10 protein-coding genes are annotated in these 18,433 nt (G+C 72.2%); 4 read left to right on the forward strand and 6 right to left on the reverse strand.

The window, feature by feature from the left end; all coding sequences use genetic code 11:
- Positions 1–10 precede the first annotated feature (10 nt).
- On the reverse strand, positions 11–742 hold the full coding sequence (locus ACWD3E_RS26545; protein ID WP_451390065.1) for a carboxypeptidase-like regulatory domain-containing protein: 732 nt from the start codon (positions 740–742) through the stop codon (positions 11–13).
- Entirely contained in the window at positions 739–1,317 is a 579-nt protein-coding gene (locus tag ACWD3E_RS26550) for a DUF4255 domain-containing protein (protein ID WP_451390066.1), read from the reverse strand. The genes ACWD3E_RS26545 and ACWD3E_RS26550 overlap by 4 nt, the downstream gene beginning before the upstream one ends.
- A 192-nt stretch (positions 1,318–1,509) precedes the next feature.
- Here ACWD3E_RS26550 and ACWD3E_RS26555 point away from each other — a divergent pair, with 192 nt between their 5' ends.
- The 3 genes from ACWD3E_RS26555 (at position 1,510) to ACWD3E_RS26565 (ending at position 3,942) form a co-directional block, all read left to right on the forward strand.
- Complete coding sequence (locus ACWD3E_RS26555) at positions 1,510–1,707, forward strand: hypothetical protein (protein WP_451390067.1); 198 nt, start codon at positions 1,510–1,512, stop codon at positions 1,705–1,707.
- 170 nt (positions 1,708–1,877) lie between these two features.
- Positions 1,878–2,606: an AfsR/SARP family transcriptional regulator gene (locus ACWD3E_RS26560; RefSeq protein ID WP_451390068.1), complete on the forward strand. Its 729-nt coding sequence runs from the start codon at positions 1,878–1,880 to the stop codon at positions 2,604–2,606.
- Positions 2,607–2,739: 133 nt separating this feature from the next.
- Positions 2,740–3,942, forward strand: coding sequence for a peptidoglycan-binding protein LysM (locus ACWD3E_RS26565; protein WP_451390069.1), 1,203 nt, complete (start codon positions 2,740–2,742; stop codon positions 3,940–3,942).
- A gap of 187 nt (positions 3,943–4,129) precedes the next feature.
- On the opposite strand, the gene ACWD3E_RS26570 is transcribed toward ACWD3E_RS26565, so the two are convergent.
- Complete coding sequence (locus ACWD3E_RS26570; protein ID WP_451390070.1) at positions 4,130–5,119, reverse strand: LysR substrate-binding domain-containing protein; 990 nt, start codon at positions 5,117–5,119, stop codon at positions 4,130–4,132.
- A 146-nt stretch (positions 5,120–5,265) separates the two neighbouring features.
- Between ACWD3E_RS26570 and ACWD3E_RS26575 the strand changes: the two genes are divergently transcribed.
- On the forward strand, positions 5,266–6,318 hold the full coding sequence (locus ACWD3E_RS26575) for a YeiH family protein (RefSeq protein WP_451390071.1): 1,053 nt from the start codon (positions 5,266–5,268) through the stop codon (positions 6,316–6,318).
- A gap of 290 nt (positions 6,319–6,608) precedes the next feature.
- Here ACWD3E_RS26575 and ACWD3E_RS26580 read toward each other — a convergent pair whose 3' ends face one another.
- The 3 genes from ACWD3E_RS26580 to ACWD3E_RS26590 all read right to left on the reverse strand — a co-directional run bounded on the left by ACWD3E_RS26580 (position 6,609) and on the right by ACWD3E_RS26590 (position 18,415).
- Entirely contained in the window at positions 6,609–7,817 is a 1,209-nt protein-coding gene (locus ACWD3E_RS26580) for an MFS transporter (RefSeq protein WP_451390072.1), read from the reverse strand.
- Positions 7,818–7,824: 7 nt separating this feature from the next.
- Positions 7,825–9,015, reverse strand: coding sequence for a cytochrome P450 (locus ACWD3E_RS26585; RefSeq protein ID WP_451390073.1), 1,191 nt, complete (start codon positions 9,013–9,015; stop codon positions 7,825–7,827).
- 85 nt (positions 9,016–9,100) lie between these two features.
- Positions 9,101–18,415 (reverse strand): amino acid adenylation domain-containing protein, encoded by a 9,315-nt coding sequence (locus ACWD3E_RS26590; RefSeq protein ID WP_451390074.1) that lies wholly within the window; start codon positions 18,413–18,415, stop codon positions 9,101–9,103.
- Positions 18,416–18,433: the final 18 nt, after the last annotated feature.

The following is an 18,433-nucleotide window of genomic DNA, read 5'->3' on the forward strand; positions in this document are numbered from 1 at the left end:
AATGGGCTCCTCACTGCTCACGGATCTCGATGACGTGCTGACGCTCCGCGTCCTGGGGCAGGTGCACGAAGAGCGCCCCGGTCCGGCCCGGCCGCTCGGTGGCCTCCAGGCGGAATGTCTCCTCGACCGCGTGCTCGGCGGCTTTCTCGCCCTCCCAGCGCAGGGCGAGCCGGAAGGCTCCCCGGGCGTCGGAGAGCGTGCGTTCGTGCCACGGCGTCAGGTCCTGGCCGGTGCGCCCCCTGGCCTCGACGAGCGCGTTCGCGACCGGCGCCCTGCCCGCGGCGTCGAGCACGACACCGTGGACCGTGCGCGTACCCGGCGGGTACGGGAAGGAGACCGCCGGCAGCAGCCGGACCAGCCGCGGCGAGGCCTCCACGGAGGGCGGGTGGGTGTCGTCGTACGGGTGGACCAGGAAGTCGACGCCGACGAGTTCGGCCGAGAACGGCTGGCCGTCGGCCGGGTACAGCGGCTGGTAGCCGGCGGCCACGAAGCGGGCCCGGTGGCGTTCCGGCCGGGCCGCCCACGGCTCTGCCCGCCTGCCGAGCCCCGGAAAGGCGATGGATCCGCTGGGTGTGCGCACCGCCTTGTCGTCCAGCGGCAGCCAGCCGCCACTCGTCTCGTCGAACCGGTCGAGGCGGACCTCCACGCCCGCGGCGCGCACCCGTCGTACGTAGTCGTCGAACGGCACCAGCCAGACGGGGCTGTAGAGCGTCGACCGGGCAAGGGGCAGGAAGGCGCTCATGGCGTCGCCGTCCCCCCGAAGGTCCGGCTCTGCACAGGCCGTACCGCACTCTCCACGGCAGAGTCCAGGTTGACGACGCGGACCTCGTAGTTCAGTGAGAGCCGGTACGGCTTCTGGATCGCGTACCAGACCCAGGACTTCTGGTCGAGGGTCAGCGGTGTCAGGGTGAGGTGCAGCGAGTCGACACTGCCGGCCAGACCGCCGGAGAGCTGTGCGCCGTCCAGGATCGCGTCGTCGTAGAAGGTCTGCAGAGCACGTCCGAGCATCCGGTGCTGGGTCGCCTGGTCGCCGCCCCAGGGAGTGATCAGATACCGCAGCAGCAGGGCCATCGGCGGTTTGCGGGCTGTCAGCGGTTCGGGCGGCTGGGAGCGCACCGGTGGCCGGTTGCGCGAGGTGGGATCCTCGGCGATCTCGTAGAGGAACACCGTGAGTTTGGGGGGCGGTGTCTGCACCGTCTCGGACAGGTCGTTCAGTTCCGCGATCGGCGGTTCCACCTGGCTCAACCCGCGCAGGGCCTGCGTCAGCGTGCTCACGACGACCGACGAGACATCGGCGATCACACCGAAGTCACCCATGCGAAACCCCCCTTGGCCCGACGCGTGCTGACCACTGACCGCGTATTCCGCAACGATGCAGACTCCCTGTGATCCGTCCGCGACTCGCCCGTCACATCGGCGTCACCCCTGCGTCCTCGCCGCGTGCCGTGACGCCGCTGGACACGGATCGACGACGTCGGGGTGACACCCGTGCGGGACACTCCGTCTCCCATGGAGACCCCTTCAACGCGGTCCGGCGTCCTCATACTCCGGGTGTGGGTGGAAGGCGGCAGGTCGGACGGCTTCCGCGCGCGCATCATCCAGATCGTCGACGGAGAACAGCAGCCCCCCGCGGCGACGGACCAGACCGTCGACGTCTTCCTGGCACTGCGGACCTGGCTCGATGAGCTGCTGGAACGGGACCGGTGACGTTTTCGCGACGTTCCGTTGTTTCTTCGTTGACGCCGTCCCGCTAATGCTCGACCCTGCGGACATGACTTGCCCGTAACATGGCTTCAAGAAGCCGACGAGCCGAACGAAGATCATCCGCCGACATCGGTACGGGGGCGTCGATGAACGGACAAGCACATCTTATTACTTTGAGGCTGCTCAAGGGCTTCACACTCGCGGTTGACCATACGCGCATTCCGGTTTGCTCCAGCACTCAACGGCTGCTTTCATTCCTGGCTTTGCAGGGGATGCCGCGGTCCCGAACCTACGTGGCAGGAATCCTCTGGCCGGACGTCACGGCGTCGCGCGCCAACGCGAACCTGAGATCATCTCTTTGGCGAGCGGCGCGTACCGGTCACCCCCTCGTCGACGCGACCGCGCGCGAGTTGGCCCTTTCCAAGCACATCACCGTTGACCTGCACGAAGCGGTGGCACGCGCGCACCGCCTGCTCGACAGCTCACGTCCGTGCGACGACATCCTCACCATGCAGACGCTGGCGGACCTGTCGGTGGACCTCCTGCCGGAATGGCCGGAAAATGACTGGATGCTGATCGAGCAGGAGCAATACCGTCAGCTCCGGCTTTACGCCTTGGAAGCGATGACCGAACGACTGACGTCAGCTCGACGCTATGGCGAAGCCGTCGCCGCGGGACTCGCCGCCGTACGTACCGAGCCCTTGCGGGAAAGTGCCCATCGTGTACTCGTGAAGGCACATTTGGCTGCCGGCAACAGGGGTGCGGCACTGCACCAATTCGAACAATGCCGCCGCATCCTGCGGGAAGAATTAGGGCTGGAACCCTCCACTTCGCTGCGAGACCTCGTGCCACTACGCGCCGAGCACAGCGAGCATTCACGGCTTCAGCCCTTCAGCACCTAGTCCCCACGGCTTCGCCGGCACCATCCCGTACTGGCGGACCGGGGCAACGGCCTCCTCCAGCACCTGTTCTCCCGCCTCGTACCGCACGAGCAGCTCGACGCCATCCACAACCCCACGCCTCATGAGGAGCGCCATGACCGCCTTCCACGCTGCCGTCATCCACCCTGACCAGTCCGTCACCTACTGCGGCGAGGTGAGCCAGGCACACGTGGATGAGGCGCTCGGCATCGCTGCCATCGAGACCACACCGTGCTCCGTCGTCCAGCACCCGCGCCGCCCCGGCTCGGTCTTCGTGCTGCGCGAGGACGGCGACCTCGACTGGTATGAGCCGGTGGACGCCGAGCCGTTCATCATCCGCGACCCGGACCCGGAGCCCCGTACCGGCGACGGCCACCCCCTCACCGATGACCTGCCCGTCGCCGGCGAGCCGGTGCACGGCCTCATCGGCACCAGATGGGTCCCCGGCGCGATCACGCTCGGCGACGGCGTCATCGGCGGGGCGATGGACACCCCCGGCAATCCGCCCCGGGTCGTGCACCACACCACCGAGTCCCCGGCCGGGGGCAGGTATCTGGAGGCCGTCGGGTCGTACCTGATCCGCGTGGCCTCCGAGCCGCAACTCATCTACTGCCCGGTGACCGACCGCATCGGCCAGTTCGGACCGCTGGACCAGAGCGCCCGGGCCCTGCGCAACGACGGCGCCCGGCGGACCAATCGCGAGGGCAGGGTCTGCATCCAGATCGAGGTCCTCGCCCACGCCGACAACCCCTGGACCACCGGCTGGGATCCGGCGAAGAAGCCGGGCTGGCAGAAGATCCTGGCCGCGGTCCGTTCCTGGGGCGTGCCGGACGTCTTCCCGGCCGGACGACCGGCGGTGTACCCGGGACCGGGCAAGACCCGCTCGCGGTCCGTCTGGGAGTTCCGGGGCGGCCACTTCGGGCATGTCGATGTCCCGGGCAACGACCACGGCGATCCGGGTGCGATCGACACCACCAAGGTGCTGTACCAGGCCGGCCCCACCAACCCGAAGCCGACCGAGCCGAAGGTCAGCGTCGCCCACCTGGTCGCTGCCGCGAAGAGGGACGTGCCGGCCCCGGACGGACACACCACCTACCCGACCGAGGTGCGCATCGTCGAGAACGCCCTCGTGGCCGAGGGTCTCCTCCAGCGCAGGTACGCCGATGGTTCTTTCGGCTCCAAGACGGTCTCCGCGTACGCGGCCTGGCAGCGCAGCAGGGCAGGCGGCTCCTACACCGGCGACGCCGCCGACGGCATACCCGGCATCGCCTCGCTGAAGCGCCTGGCCGCCCGGCACGGCTTCATCGCGACGGCCTGAGCAGGATCGGGGACTGGTGCGCCCCGCTGTCCGGAGAATGTGCGGCACGGGTGAACACCCGGCGCGCCGCCCGGTGGTGTGCCCGGCTCACCAGACCTCGCGGAGGCGGCCATGGCCGAAACCCCACACACGCCGACGGTGCCGACCGAATCCTCGGCGCGGCGAGGCAGGCGCGTTCTGTCGGGCCCTACGCGCGGTCCGGCCGTTCGCCGGGGGCCGCCCGGCGGGCGACCGTGACCAGTTCCGCCGCCGGGCCCACGAGGCGCCGCCCGGTCGGCCAGACCGCGCGCAGGTCGCGCGTGAGGTCGACACCCGTGACGTCGACGCCGATCAGCCGTCCCTCGGCGATGTCGCCGTGGACGGCCAGCTCGCTCAGGACGGACGGCCCGGTGCCGGCGATCACCGCGCCGCGCACGGCGGCCGTCGAGCCGAGCTCCACCAAGGGCCGGACGCGTTCACATCCGGCCAGGTGCAGGGCGCGGTCCAGGGTCTGCCGCGTGCCGGAACCGCTCTCCCGCAGCACCAGCGGCGCACGGGACAGCTCCCGCGCCGACAATGGCTCGCGTCGCCGCGCCCACGGGTGCCCGGGGTCGACCACGACGACGAGCCGGTCCTCGGCCACCTGCCGCGTGCACATCACGCGGGACAGGCGCGGCCCCTCGATGAACCCGATGTCGGCCTCGCCCGACTCGACCAGCTCGGGCACGTGCTCGCTGTTGGTCACCTGCAGCCCGATGTACAGCTCCGGCCGGCGAGCGCGCAGCTCGCTGATCCAGGCGGGCAGCAGGTACTCCGCGATGGTCAGACTCGCCGCGACGCGCAGTTCGGCCTCCCGCCGGTCGCGCAGCTTGTCGGCTCCGGTGAGCAGCTCGTCCAGCTCGTCCAGGACCCGCCTGGCATGTTGGACCACGACCTGCCCGGCCAGCGTCAGCCGGGAGCCGCGGCGGGTCCGGTCGACCAGCACCAGTCCCAGCCCGCGTTCCAGCGTGGACAGCCGGCGGCTGGCGGACGGCTGGGAGATCCGCAGCCGCTCGGCCGCCCGGCCCAGACTGCCCAGGTCGGCCACGAGAACCAGGAGCCGCAGCGACTCCAGGTCGGGCGTGCGCAAGGGGAGGGGAACGGTCCGGGGATCAGGAACGGAGGAGTCTGTCACACGCCCAGCGTATGAAAAACTCATACGCCTCGGCTATGACCTACTGCTCGATCAGGGGCTACAGAGCCAGCACGGCGCCGATCAGAGTGGTGATCATGAAGGACGCCAGCCCCTCCCCGTCTGGGACAGCCCGCCCACCGCGCCGTCCCACAGCCCGAAGGCCCGGCGCCTTGCTCGCCGCCCAAGCCCCCGGCTTCGCCGCCCGGCTGCCCGGGCTCGCCCTCGCCGTCGGCGTCGCCCTGGTCGCGACTGCGCTGGGCCGGCTGGTCCCCGTCGTCGGCGGGCCGGTGAGCGGCATCGTGCTCGGGGTGCTGGTGGCGGTCGCGGCGCGGCCTGGGGACCGGATGCGGCCGGGCATCGCCTTCGCAGGGCGCGGAGTTCTTCAGGCCGCGGTGGTGGTACTGGGCGCGCAACTGTCTCTGGGCCAGGTGCTGCGGGTCGGTGTCGGCTCGCTGCCAGTGATGATCGTGACCCTTGCGGTCTGCCTGGCGGCGGCGTACGGGATCGGACGCCGCCTGGGTGTCGTCCGTGACCTGCGCACCCTCATCGGTGTGGGCACCGGCATCTGCGGTGCCTCCGCGATCGCGGCGGTCACGCCGGTCATCGGCGCGGCCGAGGCGGAGGTGGCCTATGCCGTCTCCACGATCTTCGTCTTCAACGTCGCCGCGGTGCTGGCCTTCCCCGCCCTCGGGCATCTGCTGGGCATGGGTCAGCACGCCTTCGGACTGTTCGCCGGCACCGCGGTCAACGACATGTCGTCGGTCGTCGCCGCCGCCACGACCTACGGCGGCCCGGCAGCCGACTACGCGGTGGTGGTCAAGCTGGCCCGCACGCTGCTGATCATCCCGATCTGCCTGGGGCTCGCCGCCCTCGCCCGCCGCCGAGCGCGGACCGCCGACGCGGCGACCGCCGCCGGCGCCGCAGGTTCTGGGCAGGGCCTCCCCTGCGCGGTGCGCGTCGGCCGGCTGGTGCCGTGGTTCCTCGTCGGCTTCCTCCTCCTGGCGGCCTTGAACACCGCCGGCCTCCTCCCCTCCGCCGCCCACGGCCCGCTCAGCACGCTCGCCGTCTTCCTGATCACCGTCGCCCTGTCCGCGATCGGCCTGTCCACCGAACCCTCCAGGCTGCGCAGAACCGGCCCCGCACCCCTGCTCCTCGGAGGCTGCCTGTGGCTGGTGGTGTCCGCCACCAGCCTGGCCGTCCAGTTCCTGGCCCGGTACCTGTGACCGCCGCACGAGCGCGGCAGAGAGGGCCGCCCGGCCACCCGCGCGGGCCTGATCCCCGACGTTCGCGCCGGTCCCTGCCGGTGCTTCGTCGATCAGGTCACGAGCCACCCGCAAAAACTCGTCACCGGGTCGGCCACCTCAGCCCCGTGCGCTCAGCTCTTGCCACGCCACCCCCAGCGCGACGCCTTGCAGACGTCGCTGATGGCGCGCGGGGCGGTGTACCACGCGAACGAGCGTGGCGCCCGGCTGTCTTGAGGCACTCGCGCGCGGCCGGCTCTGAGCCGCTGCCGTCAGTCGGCCGGGCGTACGGCCAGGTTCAGCAGCACCAGCGCGCACAGGCTCGCGCCTGCGGCGACCGCCAACAGCACCGTGCGCACCGCGAGGTGCTCGAACAGCACGCCTGCCACCGCGTAGGCGATCGGGCTCGCCACGAAGACGGCGGCGCCGAACACCGGGAGTACGTGCGGGCGCAGGTGCTCCGGCGGGCGCAGCGTCAGGAGCGCCACGGCGGGCGCGGTCACGCCTGGCAGGAACATGCAGCCGGCCGCCACCGTCAGGGCCGCCGTGCCGGCCGGCTGGTTCCAGGGGAGGAACCAGAGCAGGACCGCCGCTCCAACGCCGCCCGCCGCCGCGAAGCGGGTCGGTGAGATGCGGCGGGCCAGCCGGGCGACGACCACGGTGCCCACCGCGGTGCCGCCGCCCCAGGCGGCCAGCAGCAGGCCCGCCACATGGGGGTCGGAGTCGTAGCGGCTTCTGGCCATGACCGGCAGTGCGAGCAGTACGACGGGCATGAGGGTGCCGTAGCCGAGCGCGGCGAGGGCCATCGTGCGCAGCACCCGGTCCTGGAAGAGGTAGCGGACTCCCTCAGCCATGCGGTTCGCCGACATCGGCTCCGGCGCCGCCTCGCGGCGCGGCAGCCCGGTCAGCAGCGCGGCCGACACCGCGAAGGAGGCGGCGTCGGCCCACAGCACGTTGAGCGCGCCGAACTGGCCGATCAGGAAGCCGGCGATCGCGGGGCCGACCAGCCGCGCCGACGAGGTCGCCGTCTCGAACAGGGCGTTGCCGGCGGTGACGACGCCCTCGTCCGAGCCGATGGCCTCGGTCAGCAGCATGCGCTGCGCGGAAAGGTAGGCCGCCGCGACGCAGCCGACGAGGGCCACGATCACCAGCAGCGCCCAGAACGGCAGCAGGCCCGCGCGGTACAGCACGGGCACGGCCGCCACCAGCACCGCGTCGACGACGTCTCCGACGATCGTGACGCGGCGGGCGCCCCACCGGGCCACCAGCAGCCCGGCGGGCATGGCCAGCAACGGCACCGGCAGGATCTGGATGACGAACACCAGCCCCATCCGTGCCGGTGAGCCGCTGGTCATCAGGACGAACCACGGCAACGCCAGCGTTGTCATCTGGGTGCCGACCGAGGAGACGAACTCCGCGGCGATGACCCTGCGGAACTGCCAGCTCCGCAGGGGCGAGCGTTGCGCTGTCGCCGTTGTCACCGGTGGGTCACCACGCCACCGGCAGCCGGTGCACGCCGTACACGGTCATGTTGGAGCGCATCGGGATCTCCTCCGGCTGCTCGGCCAGGCGCAGCTCCGGGAAGCGCCGGAGCAGCGCGGTGTAGCCGATGCGCAGCTCCAGGCGCGCCAGCTGCTGCCCGAGGCACTGGTGGATGCCGTGGCTGAAGGTGAGGTGGGAGAGCCCGCCCTGGGTGACGTCGAGCCGGTCCGGGTCGGTGAACTGCTTCGGGTCGCGGTTGGCGCTGGGGAGGTGGATCAGCACCGTCTCCCCCTTGGGCAGGGTCACCCCGCCGATCTCGACGTCCTCGGTGGCGGTGCGCTGCACGCCCACGTGCACGACGGTGAGGTAGCGCAGCAGTTCCTCGACCGCGCCCTCGACGAGCGACTCGTCCGCGCGCAGCAGGTCCATCTGGTCCGGGTTGCTCAGCAGCGCGTACGTGCCGAGCGAGAGCATGTTCGCCGTGGTCTCGTGCCCGGCGACGAGCAGCAGGAGAGTGGCGCCGATCGCCTCGGGGAGGCTGATGTCCTCGCCCTCCACCAGCACGCTCAGTACGTCGTCGGCCGGTTCGGCTTGCTTGCGCATGAGCAGCTGGCTGGTGAGGTCGACGAGGTCCATCAGGGCCGCCTGGGCCTCCTGCGGGTCGATGTCCAGGCGCAGCAGCTTCTCGGAGCCGGCCTCGAAGCGGTCCCGGTCGCTGAACGGCACCCCGAGCAGCTCACAGATCACCTGCGAGGACACCGGCACCGAGTAGTCCGCGACCAGGTCCGCGGGCTGTCCCTTGCGGAACATCGCCTCGGCGTACTGCTCGGTGATCTCCTCGATGCGCGGCGTCAGCGCCCGCATCCGGCGCAGCGTGAACTGGCCGGCCAGCCGCTTGCGGAACCGGGTGTGCTCCGGCGGGTCCATGTGCTCGAACAGGCCCGGGATCTCCGCCTCCATGTCCTGCGCACGGTCGGACGGGAACGCCAGGTGCTTGTTGGTCGCGGCCGAGCTGAACCGCTTGTCGGACAGGATGTCCCGGCCCAGCTGGTAGTCGGTGACGAGCCAGCCCTCGTACCCGTCGGGGAAGGTCATCCGGCCGATCGGGCCCTGCGCGCGCAGCACCTCCGGCGGGTCGAACGGCCGCTCCCGCAACGTCGGCAGCCCGTTGGTGATGGGACAGGTCTTCTCGGTCACTTCTTCCTCCATGCCGCCGTCGTTCTGGGCAACGGCTCCGGTGATGGGTCGGACAGGTCAGGTGGGCCGGGTACGGGGTCGCTCTCTACCGTCCGGCCTCCTCTTCGGCCGCCGCGTCGTGCTCGGCCCGCACGCGCTCGCGCAGCTGCGAGACCGTCAGGTCCGGGTGGAGCGCGACCAGTTCGAGCACCCGCGGCCACTGGCGCACCAGCGCGCCCATGACCGGCGGGGCGATGTAGTCCGGCGAGTACACCCACAGGCCGCGCAGCTCGCCCTCGACCTCGCGGGCCACCAGGTAGAGGTCGACATTGTGCGGCTCGATGGCGGTGATCAGCCCCGGCAGCGGGCTCTCGTCGCCGACCTGCACGTCCAGCGGCGCCACCTCCAGCCCGTGCAGGGCCGGCGAGTTGCTGGGCACGCCGAGCAGGTTGAGCATCACGCGCAGGGGCAGCTGGTTGCCGTCCCCGATGACGCCGTCGAGCACGAGCGCGCGCATCGGCACGTTCTGGTGCGAGTAGGCGTCGAGCTCGTTCTGCAGGACCCGCTGGACCAGCTCGCGGAAGGTCGGGTCGTCCGCCAGCCGCGAGCGGTTCAGGATGACGTTGATGAACGGGCCGACCATCGACTTGGTCTCCGGCCGTTCGCGGCCGGCCAGCGGGTGGCTCACCGCGATGTCCGTCGCGCCCGAGTAGCTGTGCAGCAGCACGTGGAACGCCGACATCAGCATCATGAACAGGGTCACGCCCTCGCGGCGGGCGGCCTCCTTCACGGCCGACATGACGTCCGCGCCGACGACGATGCTGTGGCTGTAGCCCTCGACGAAGTCGTCCAGCTGATGCGCCGGTGCCTCGAAGTCGAGCGTGTGCGCCGCGCCGTCCAGCTCCCCGCGCCAGTGCTCGATGTGCTCGTCGAGAGCGCCGCCGGCCAGCAGCGCCTGCTCCCAGGCCGCGTAGTCCAGGTGCTGGACCATCACGTCGGGCAGCTTCGGCCGGCGCGCCGCCTTGTGGGCCGCGTACAGCTCCGACAGCTCGTTGACGATCACGAGGAAGCCCCAGTGGTCCACCAGGATGTGGTGGGCCGTGAGGACCAGCGCGTGCTCCTGGTCGGAGAGCTGCATGAGCACGGCGCGGACCAGGTTGCCCTCCTCGATGCGCCACGGTCGCTCGGTCTGCGCGGTGAGCAGCTCACGCAGCTTCTCGCGCTGGGCCTGCCCCTGGTGTGCGCGCAGGTCGACCGTGTCGATGGGCCAGGTGGGCCTGCCGTCGGCGAACTGCAGGGTGGCGGAGCCCCGTCGGACGTAGCGGGTGCGCAGGATGTCGTGCCGCTGCACCAGGTCGTCCAGGCCGCGGCGCAGCGCGGCGACGTCGAGTTCGCCGCGCAGGCGCCATGCGGTGATGACGCCGTGGTGGGCGTGGTCGGGGCCCACCGGCTGGAGGAGGAACTCCAGCTGTCCGAAGGAGAGCCCGGCGCCGTCGCTGCGGTCGGCCTTGGGGATCGGCGCGTGCAGCAAGTCGGCGGCGCTGACGGCCGCGGTGTGCTCGTCGTCGTCGCGGACCAGCTCGACCGCGCCGTCCTCGACCGCGCGGGCGCACCGGGCGAGGGCGCGCAGCGCGTCGAACCAGGCCTGCGCGAGCTCGCGGACCTCGTCCTCGGCGAGCAGCGAGGGCGCCCAGCTCCAGTTGGCCACCAGCTGCGGGCCGTCCGGGCCGTCCTGGGTGACGGCGTTGACCTCCAGCGGGTACGGCAGCGGCCGGGCACCGGTGGTGCCCGGGGCGGTGTCGTCCCGCAGCGGCAGCCACGGCTTCTCCGCGTCGGTGACGGGCACCCGGCCGAGGTAGTTGAACAGCAGCTGCGGCGCGGGCAGTCCGGCCAGCAGCGGCCCGGTCTCCGGGTCGAGGTAGCGCAGCAGCCCGTAGCCGAGGCCGCGCTCCGGGATCGCCCGCAGCTGCTTGCCCGTGCGCGTGACCGCGGCGGCCAGCTCGCTGCCCGCCTCGGTCACCTCGTCCCAGGACAGCGTGGCGCAGTCGAGGCGGACGGGGTGGACGCTGGTGAACCAGCCCACCGTGCGGGACAGGTCGACGCCGTCGACCAGGTGCTCGTGCCGGCCGTGGCTCTCCACGTCCAGCACCACGCAGGCACCGTCCTCGCCGGACCGGCGGCGCCAGCGTCCGACGGCGAGCCCGAAGGCGGTCAGCAGTACGTCCTGGATGCCACTGCGGAACACCGCGGGCACCTGGCCGACGAGCGGCGTGGTGTCCTCGGCCGGCAGGGTCACCGACAGCCGTCCCTCGGCGCCGGTGACGTCGCGGTCCGCGTCCGGCTCCCCGGCCACCAGCGGTACGGCGTCGCGCAGGACGCCCTGCCACACCGGGAGTTCGGCGCGGTGCCGTTCGATGCCCTCGCCGGAGGCCAGCCGGGCCGCCCAGCCGCGCAGCGACGTCGCCACCGGTGCGAGGACCGGCTCGCGGCCCGCGGCCACCGCGTCCCACGCGGCGGCGAGGTCGGCCAGCAGGATGCGCCACGAGACACCGTCGACGGCGAAGTGGTGCACGGCGAGCAGCAGTCGGCCCGCGCACCCGGCCCCGGCGTCGAACCACACGGGCTGGAGCATCGCGCCCCGGGCCGGGTCGAGCCGGTGCTTGGCGGCGGCCGTCTCCTCGGCGATCAGCGCCCGTGCGTCCGCGTCGGCCTTCCCGCTGATGTCCACGCGGCGCAGGATCTCCGCGACCTGGACGGTGCCGGGCTCGTCCGCGTGCAGCGACCACTGCCCGTCGGGCCCGGTCTCCAGCCGCATGCGCAGTGCGTCGTGCCGGTCGACGACCGCCTGCAGCGCCGCGGTCAGCCGCTCCTCGTCCATGTCGGACGGCAGACCGACGGTCGCGGACAGGTCGAAGCCGACCATCGAGCCGCCCAGCTGCCGCTGCCGTTCCACGACGGGCAGCAGCGGGATCTCGCCGGTGCCGATGTCCTCGACGCGTTCCCCGGTGTGCTCGTCGGCCGGCCTCGCCACCTGGGCGAGGCCCTCCACCGTCTGGTGGGTGAACACGTCCCGGACGGTGAACACCAGCCCGGCCGTGCGGGCCCGGGCGACCAGCTGGGTGGCCTGGATGCTGTCGCCGCCCAGGTCGAAGAAGCCGGCCTCGGCGCCGACCTCGGGCATCCCGAGCACCTCGGCGAACACCTCGGAGAGGGTCTGCTCGGCCGGCGTCGCCGCCGCCCGGGACTCGGTGCCCGCGCCGAGGTCCGGCGCGGGCAGCGCGCGGCGGTCGATCTTGCCGTTGGCGGTCATCGGGAAGGCGTCGAGCACCAGCACCGCGACCGGCACCATGTACTGCGGCAGCCGCTCGGCCATGAACGAGCGCAGCCCGGCCGGGTCGGCGTGCGCGCCGTCGGCGAGCACCGCGTAGCCGACGAGGTCCTTGCCGCCGGAGGGCTTCTCCCGCACCACCACGGCGGCGTCCGCCACGGCCGGGTGCGCACCGAGCGTCTTCTTGATCTCGTCCGGTTCGATGCGGAAGCCGCGGATCTTGACCTGGTCGTCGGTCCGGCCGACGTACACGATCTGCCCGTCCGCATTCCAGCGGACCAGGTCACCGGTGCGGTACATCCGTTCGCCCGGCGCGCCGTAGGGGCAGGCGACGAAGCGCTGCGCGGTCAGGCCGGGCTGCCCGAGATAGCCGCGGGCCAGTCCCGAGCCGGCGAGGTACAGCTCGCCGGGGACGCCGGCCGGTACCGGCCGCAGCGACTCGTCGAGCACGTAGGCGCGGGTGTCGTCCATCGGCGAGCCGATCGGCACGGTGCCCTCGGCCACCTCGCGGGTGTCCTGGAGCACGGCGAACGTCGTCGTCTCCGTCGGCCCGTAGATGTTGTGGAACACGGTCTCGGGACACGCGGCCCGGGCCTTGGCGAAGATGTGGGGCGCGTGGGCCTCGCCGCCGGCCAAGACCTCGCGCAGCCCGGCCAGCGCGGTGGCGTCGCGCTCGACGAGCAGGTTGAACAGCGCGGTCGTGAAGAACGCGGCGGTGACGTCGTGTTCTCGGATGGTGCGCAGCAGCAGGTCCGGGTCGAGTTCGCCGGCCGGCGTGACGACCACCTCGCCGCCGGACAGCAGCGGCACCCACAGCTCGTAGGTGGAGGCGTCGAACGCCGACGGGGAGTGCATCAGTACGCGGGTGTGGTTGCCGCCGCGCCACTGGTGGTCGGCGGCGAGGCTCGCCACGTTCCGCTGGGTGATCGCCACGCCCTTCGGCCGCCCGGTGGAGCCGGAGGTGTACATGACGTAGGCCATCCGGTCCGGCCCGCCCGCGGGCGTGAGGGCGCCGGCCCCGTCCACCACAGCGTCCGCGGCGCACAGTTCGGCGGCCACGTCGAGCACGCGCACCCCGTCGACGTCGGGGTGTTCCAGCCCCTCGCCGTCCACGAGGAGCACGCTCGCCCCCGTGTCGGCCATGATCAGCCGCATGCGGGACTCGGGGTAGCGGGGGTCCAGCGGCACGTACAGGCCGCCGGCCTTGATCACGGCCAGGATCGCCACGGGCAGCCGCACGGAGCGCTCCATCAGCAGGCAGACCGCGTCCTCGCCGCCGTCGGCGCCGATCCCCAGCTCGCGCAGCCGCAGGGCGAACCGGTCCGTGGCGGCGTCGAGTTCGCCGTAGGTCAGCCGCTCGTCGCCGCAGCTGACGGCGACGGCGTCCGGGGTGCGGGCCGCCTGCTCCGTGAACAGCTCGGCCAGCCCGGCCGCGGGCACCTCGCTGTCCCTGCCGTTCCACTCCTCCAGCACGCGGTGCCGCTCGGCCGGGGTGAGCAGGTCGACGTCGCCGACCGGCCGGTCCGGGTCGGTGATCATCGCCAGCAGCACCTGGCGCAGCCTGCGCACCATCGTGCGCACCGTCTCCGGGTCGAAGACGTCGGCGTTGTACTCGATGCCGCCCTCGAGGCCGGCCGGCGTGCCGTCGCCCGCGAGGCGCTCGTGCAGCAGGAAGACCAGGTCCATCCGCGCCGTGCCGGTGCCCATCACCATCGGCGCCGTCTCGACGCCGGGCAGGTCCAGGGTCTCGTCGGTGACGGTCTGCCAGGACAGCATGACCTGGACGAGCGGGTGGTGGGACATCGACCGGGCGGGGCTCAGGCTGTCCACGAGGGCCTCGAACGGGATGTCGCGGTGCGCCAGCGCGTCGAGGGTGCGTTCGCGCACCGCGCCGAGCAGTTCCCGGAACGTCTGGCGGTCCGAGACCTGCGTGCGCAGGACGAGGGTGCCCGCGAAGAAGCCGATCAGGCTCTCGGTGGCCTGGTCGTCGCGTCCCGCGGTCGCCACGCCGATGGGGATGTCCGCACCGGCGCCGAGGCGGCTGAGCAGCACCGCCAGCGCCGCGTCGAGCACCATGAACATGCTGACGTCGCAGCCGCGCGCCAGACGGGCCAGTCCCTCGTGCAGGTCCGTGTCCCACCGGAAGGTGAGGGTGTCCCCCTCGTGCGAGGCTTCGGCCGGGTACGGCCGGTCGACCGGGAGGGCGATCCGCTCCGGCAGGCCGTCCAGCACGCCGCGCCAGTGGTCGAGTTGGCGCGACCACGTGCTTTCGGGGTCGTCCTGCGCGCCGAGGTACTGGCGCTGCCAGAGGGCGTAGTCGGCGTACTGCACGGGCAGCGGCGCCCATTCGGGTGCGTGGCCGGCGAGCCGCGCCCGGTAGGCGGTCGCCAGGTCGTGCCGCAGCGGGGCCAGCGACCAGCCGTCCGCGGCGATGTGGTGGACGACGACGGCCAGTACGTGCGTGTCGGCGCCGACCGTGAACAGCTCCGCGTGCAGCGGGATCTGCGTGGTCAGGTCGAACGAGTACCGGACCGCGGCGGCCACCGCCTCGTCCAGGCCGGCCTCGTCGACCTCGGTCACCGGCAGCGCGGGCCGCGCCTGCCCGGGGTCGAGGACGTGCTGGGAGGCCGTGCCCGTGTCCGGGAAGACGGTCCGCAGCGCCTCGTGGCGGGCGACGACGTCGGCGAGGGCGGCCCGCAGGCAGTCCACGTCCAGCGCGCCGGTCAGGCGCAGCACCACCGGGAGGTTGTAGGTGGGCGAGGGGCCTTCCATCTGGTGCAGGAACCACAGCCGCCGCTGGGCGAACGACAGCGGCAGCGGGTCGGGGCGGCTCATCCGGGTCAGCGCGGGCCGCGCCTCGCCGCCGCCCTGCCGCAGCAGCCCGGCGAGCTGGGCCACGGTCTGCTTCTCGAACAGGGCGCGCACCGGGACCTCGGCGCCGAGCGTGGCGCGGATCCTCGCCACCAGCCGGGTGGCGAGCAGCGAGTGCCCGCCGAGGGCGAAGAAGCTGTCGTCGATGCCCACCTTGGGCAGGTTCAGCACCTGGGCGAACAGGTCGCACAGGGCCGTCTCCTCGGCGTCGCGGGGTGCGACGTACGCCGTTGCCGCGCGGTTGTCCTGCCCCAGCTCGGGCGCGGGCAGCGCGCCTCGGTCGGTCTTGCCGCTCGGGGTGCGCGGCATCGCGTCGAGGAACACGAACGCGGCCGGGACCATGTAGTCGGGGAGCTTCTCGGCGAGCGCGGCCCGCAGCCGGCGGCGCAGCTCGTCGGGTGCACCGGCCGCCGGGTCCGTCACCACGTAGGCGACCAGCCGCCGGTCGCCCGGCTGGTCCTCGCGGACCACGACGACCGAGTCCAGCACCTGCTCCTGCCACATCAGGACGGACTCGATCTCGCCGAGCTCGATCCGGTAGCCGCGCAGCTTGACCTGGTGGTCGATCCTGCCGAGGTAGTCGACGGTGCCGTCCACCCGGCGCCGTACCAGGTCGCCGGTGCGGTAGAGGCGGTCGGCGAGGTCGGACTCGAAGGGGTTGGCGATGAACTGCTTCGCCGTCAGCTCCGGCCGGTTGAGGTAGCCGCGCGCCAGCCCGGCGCCGCCGATGCACAGTTCGCCGGGGACGCCCGGCGGCACCGGACGGCCCTCGGGGTCGAGGATGTGCACCTCGGTGTTGGCGATGGGCCGGCCGATGGTGATCGTGTCGTCCACGATCCGGGTGCCCAGCGAGTAGATCGTGGTCTCGCTCGGGCCGTACATGTTCCACAGGTCCACGCCCTTGGCCAGCAGGCGCCGCGCCAGGTCCGGGGGCAGCGCCTCGCCGCAGATCAGCCCGCGCAGCCCCGGGCTGCCCGGCCAGCCGGCGTCGAGCAGCATGCGCCACGTGGACGGGGTCGCCTGCATCATGGTCGCGCCGGTGGCGGCCATCTCCTCGGCCAGCAGCTTGCCGTCGGTGGCCACTTCGCGGGTGGCGAGCACCACGCGGGCGCCCTCGACCAGCGGCAGCAGCAGCTCCAGCGTCGCGATGTCGAAGGACAGCGTGGTGACCGCGAGCAGGCTGTCGCCGGCGTCGATGCCCGGCCACTGCTTCATGGCCCAGAAGAGGTTGCGCAGCGCGCGGTGCGGCAGCTGGACGCCCTTGGGACGCCCGGTGGAGCCGGACGTGTAGATCACGTAGGCGAGGTCCGGGCCCTCGACCGGCTCGCCGAGGGCCTCGGCGGACTCGGCGGCGAGCTCCTCGCGCAGCTCGTCCACGCACAGCGTCGTCGCCCCGGACTCCGGCAGGTCCGGCACCACCGAGCTCTGGGTGATCAGGACGGGCAGCCCGGAGTCCTCGATCATGAACGCCATGCGGTCCGCGGGCAGCTTGGGGTCGATGGGCACGTAGGCGCCGCCCGCCTTCAGCACGGCCAGTACCGCGACGACCATGTCGAGCGAGCGCTCGAGACAGACGCCGACGAAGACGTCGCGTCCGACGCCGAGGCTTTTCAGCTTGCGGGCCAACTGGTTCGCGCAGGCGTCGAGTTGGGCGTAGGTGAGCGTCTCCCCCTGGCAGTACACGGCCTCGGCGTCCGGCCGCAGCGTCGCCTGCTGCTCGATGCGCTGGTGGGTGAGCAGCTGGTCGGGCCACTCGGCGCGGGTGACCTCCCGCTCCTTGCGCTGTGCGCGCTCCTCGTCCCCGGTCAGCAGCGCGACGTCCAGGACCTGCTGCTCCGGGTCGGCGAGCAGGCTGTCCAGCAGCACCTTCAGGTGGCCGCCCATGCGGTCGATCGTGGCCGCGTCGAACAGCTCGGTGTTGTACTCGAACCAGCCGCTGAGCGCGTCGTCCTGCTCGAACACCTGGAGTTCGAGGTCGAAGCGCGCCGTGGAGCCGGCGACCTCCATCAGCTCGAAGCGCAGCCCGCCGACGTCGACCTGAGGGATCGGGATGTTCTGGAACACGAACGACACCTGGAAGACGGGCGAGCGCGACAGGTCCCGTTCCGGGGCCAGCTCCTCCACCAGCCGCTCGAACGGCACCTCCTGGTGGGCGAAGGCGTCGAGGGCCGCGCCGCGCACCCGGCCGAGCAGCTCGGTGAACGTCGGGTTGCCGGAGACGTCGCCCCGGATCGCGAGGGTGTTGACGAAGTAGCCGATGAGCCTCTCGACCTGGGACTGCCCGCGGTTGGCCACCGGGACGCCGACGACGATGTCCTCCTGCCTGCTGTACCGGTGCAGCAGGACGACGTAGGCGGCGAGCAGGGTCATGAACGGGGTGACGCCGGCGCTCCGGCTCAGCTCGCGCACCCTGTTCATCGCCTCGGCACAGAGGTGGAAGGGGCGCGAGCCGCCTGCCGTGCTCAGTACGGCGGGGCGCGGCCGGTCGGTGGGCAGTTCGAGGATCGGCGCGGCGCCTTCGAGGGTCTTCTTCCAGTGCTCCAGCTGGGTCGCGAAGCCCGAGCCCGCGAGCTTCTTGCGCTGCCAGGCCGCGTAGTCGGCGTACTGGACGGGCAGTTCGGGCAGCTCGGCCTCGGTGCCGGTGACGTAGCCGTGGTACAGGGCGGCCAGCTCACCGAAGAGCACCGAGGTCGACCACAGGTCGGCGACGATGTGGTGCATGGTGAGCAGCAGTACGTGCTCGTCGGCGGCCAGGCGCAGGAACTTCATCCGCATGAGCGGCCCGGTGCCCAGGTCGAAGGGGCGGGCGAACTCCTGGCGGGCCAGCTCCCTGATGCCCTCCTCGCCGTCGGGGCCACGCAGGTGCCGGCACTCCACGACGGTCGGTTCCAGCTCGCCAAAGGCGTGCACGACCTGCACGGGCTCGCCGTCGGTCTCGTCGAAGGTGGTGCGCAGGGACTCGTGCCTGCGGACGATCTCGGCGAGGCTGCGGCGCCAGAGCTCCACGTCGAGCGGGCCGTGCACGCGCACCGCCGCCGGGATGTTGTAGGCGGCGCTGCCCGGGTTGAGCTGGTCCAGGAACCACATGCGCTGCTGAGGGAACGACGCGGTGAACCGCCGCTCGCGCGCCGGTGGCCGGTCGCCGCCCTTGCGCCGCAACCGCTCCGCGAGCAGCGCGCGCTTCTGCTCCGGTGTGAGGCTGGTCAGGTCGATGTCGGTCATGCGCGGGGCTCCTGATCG

It is taken from the genome of Streptomyces sp. NPDC002676 (assembly GCF_053592455.1).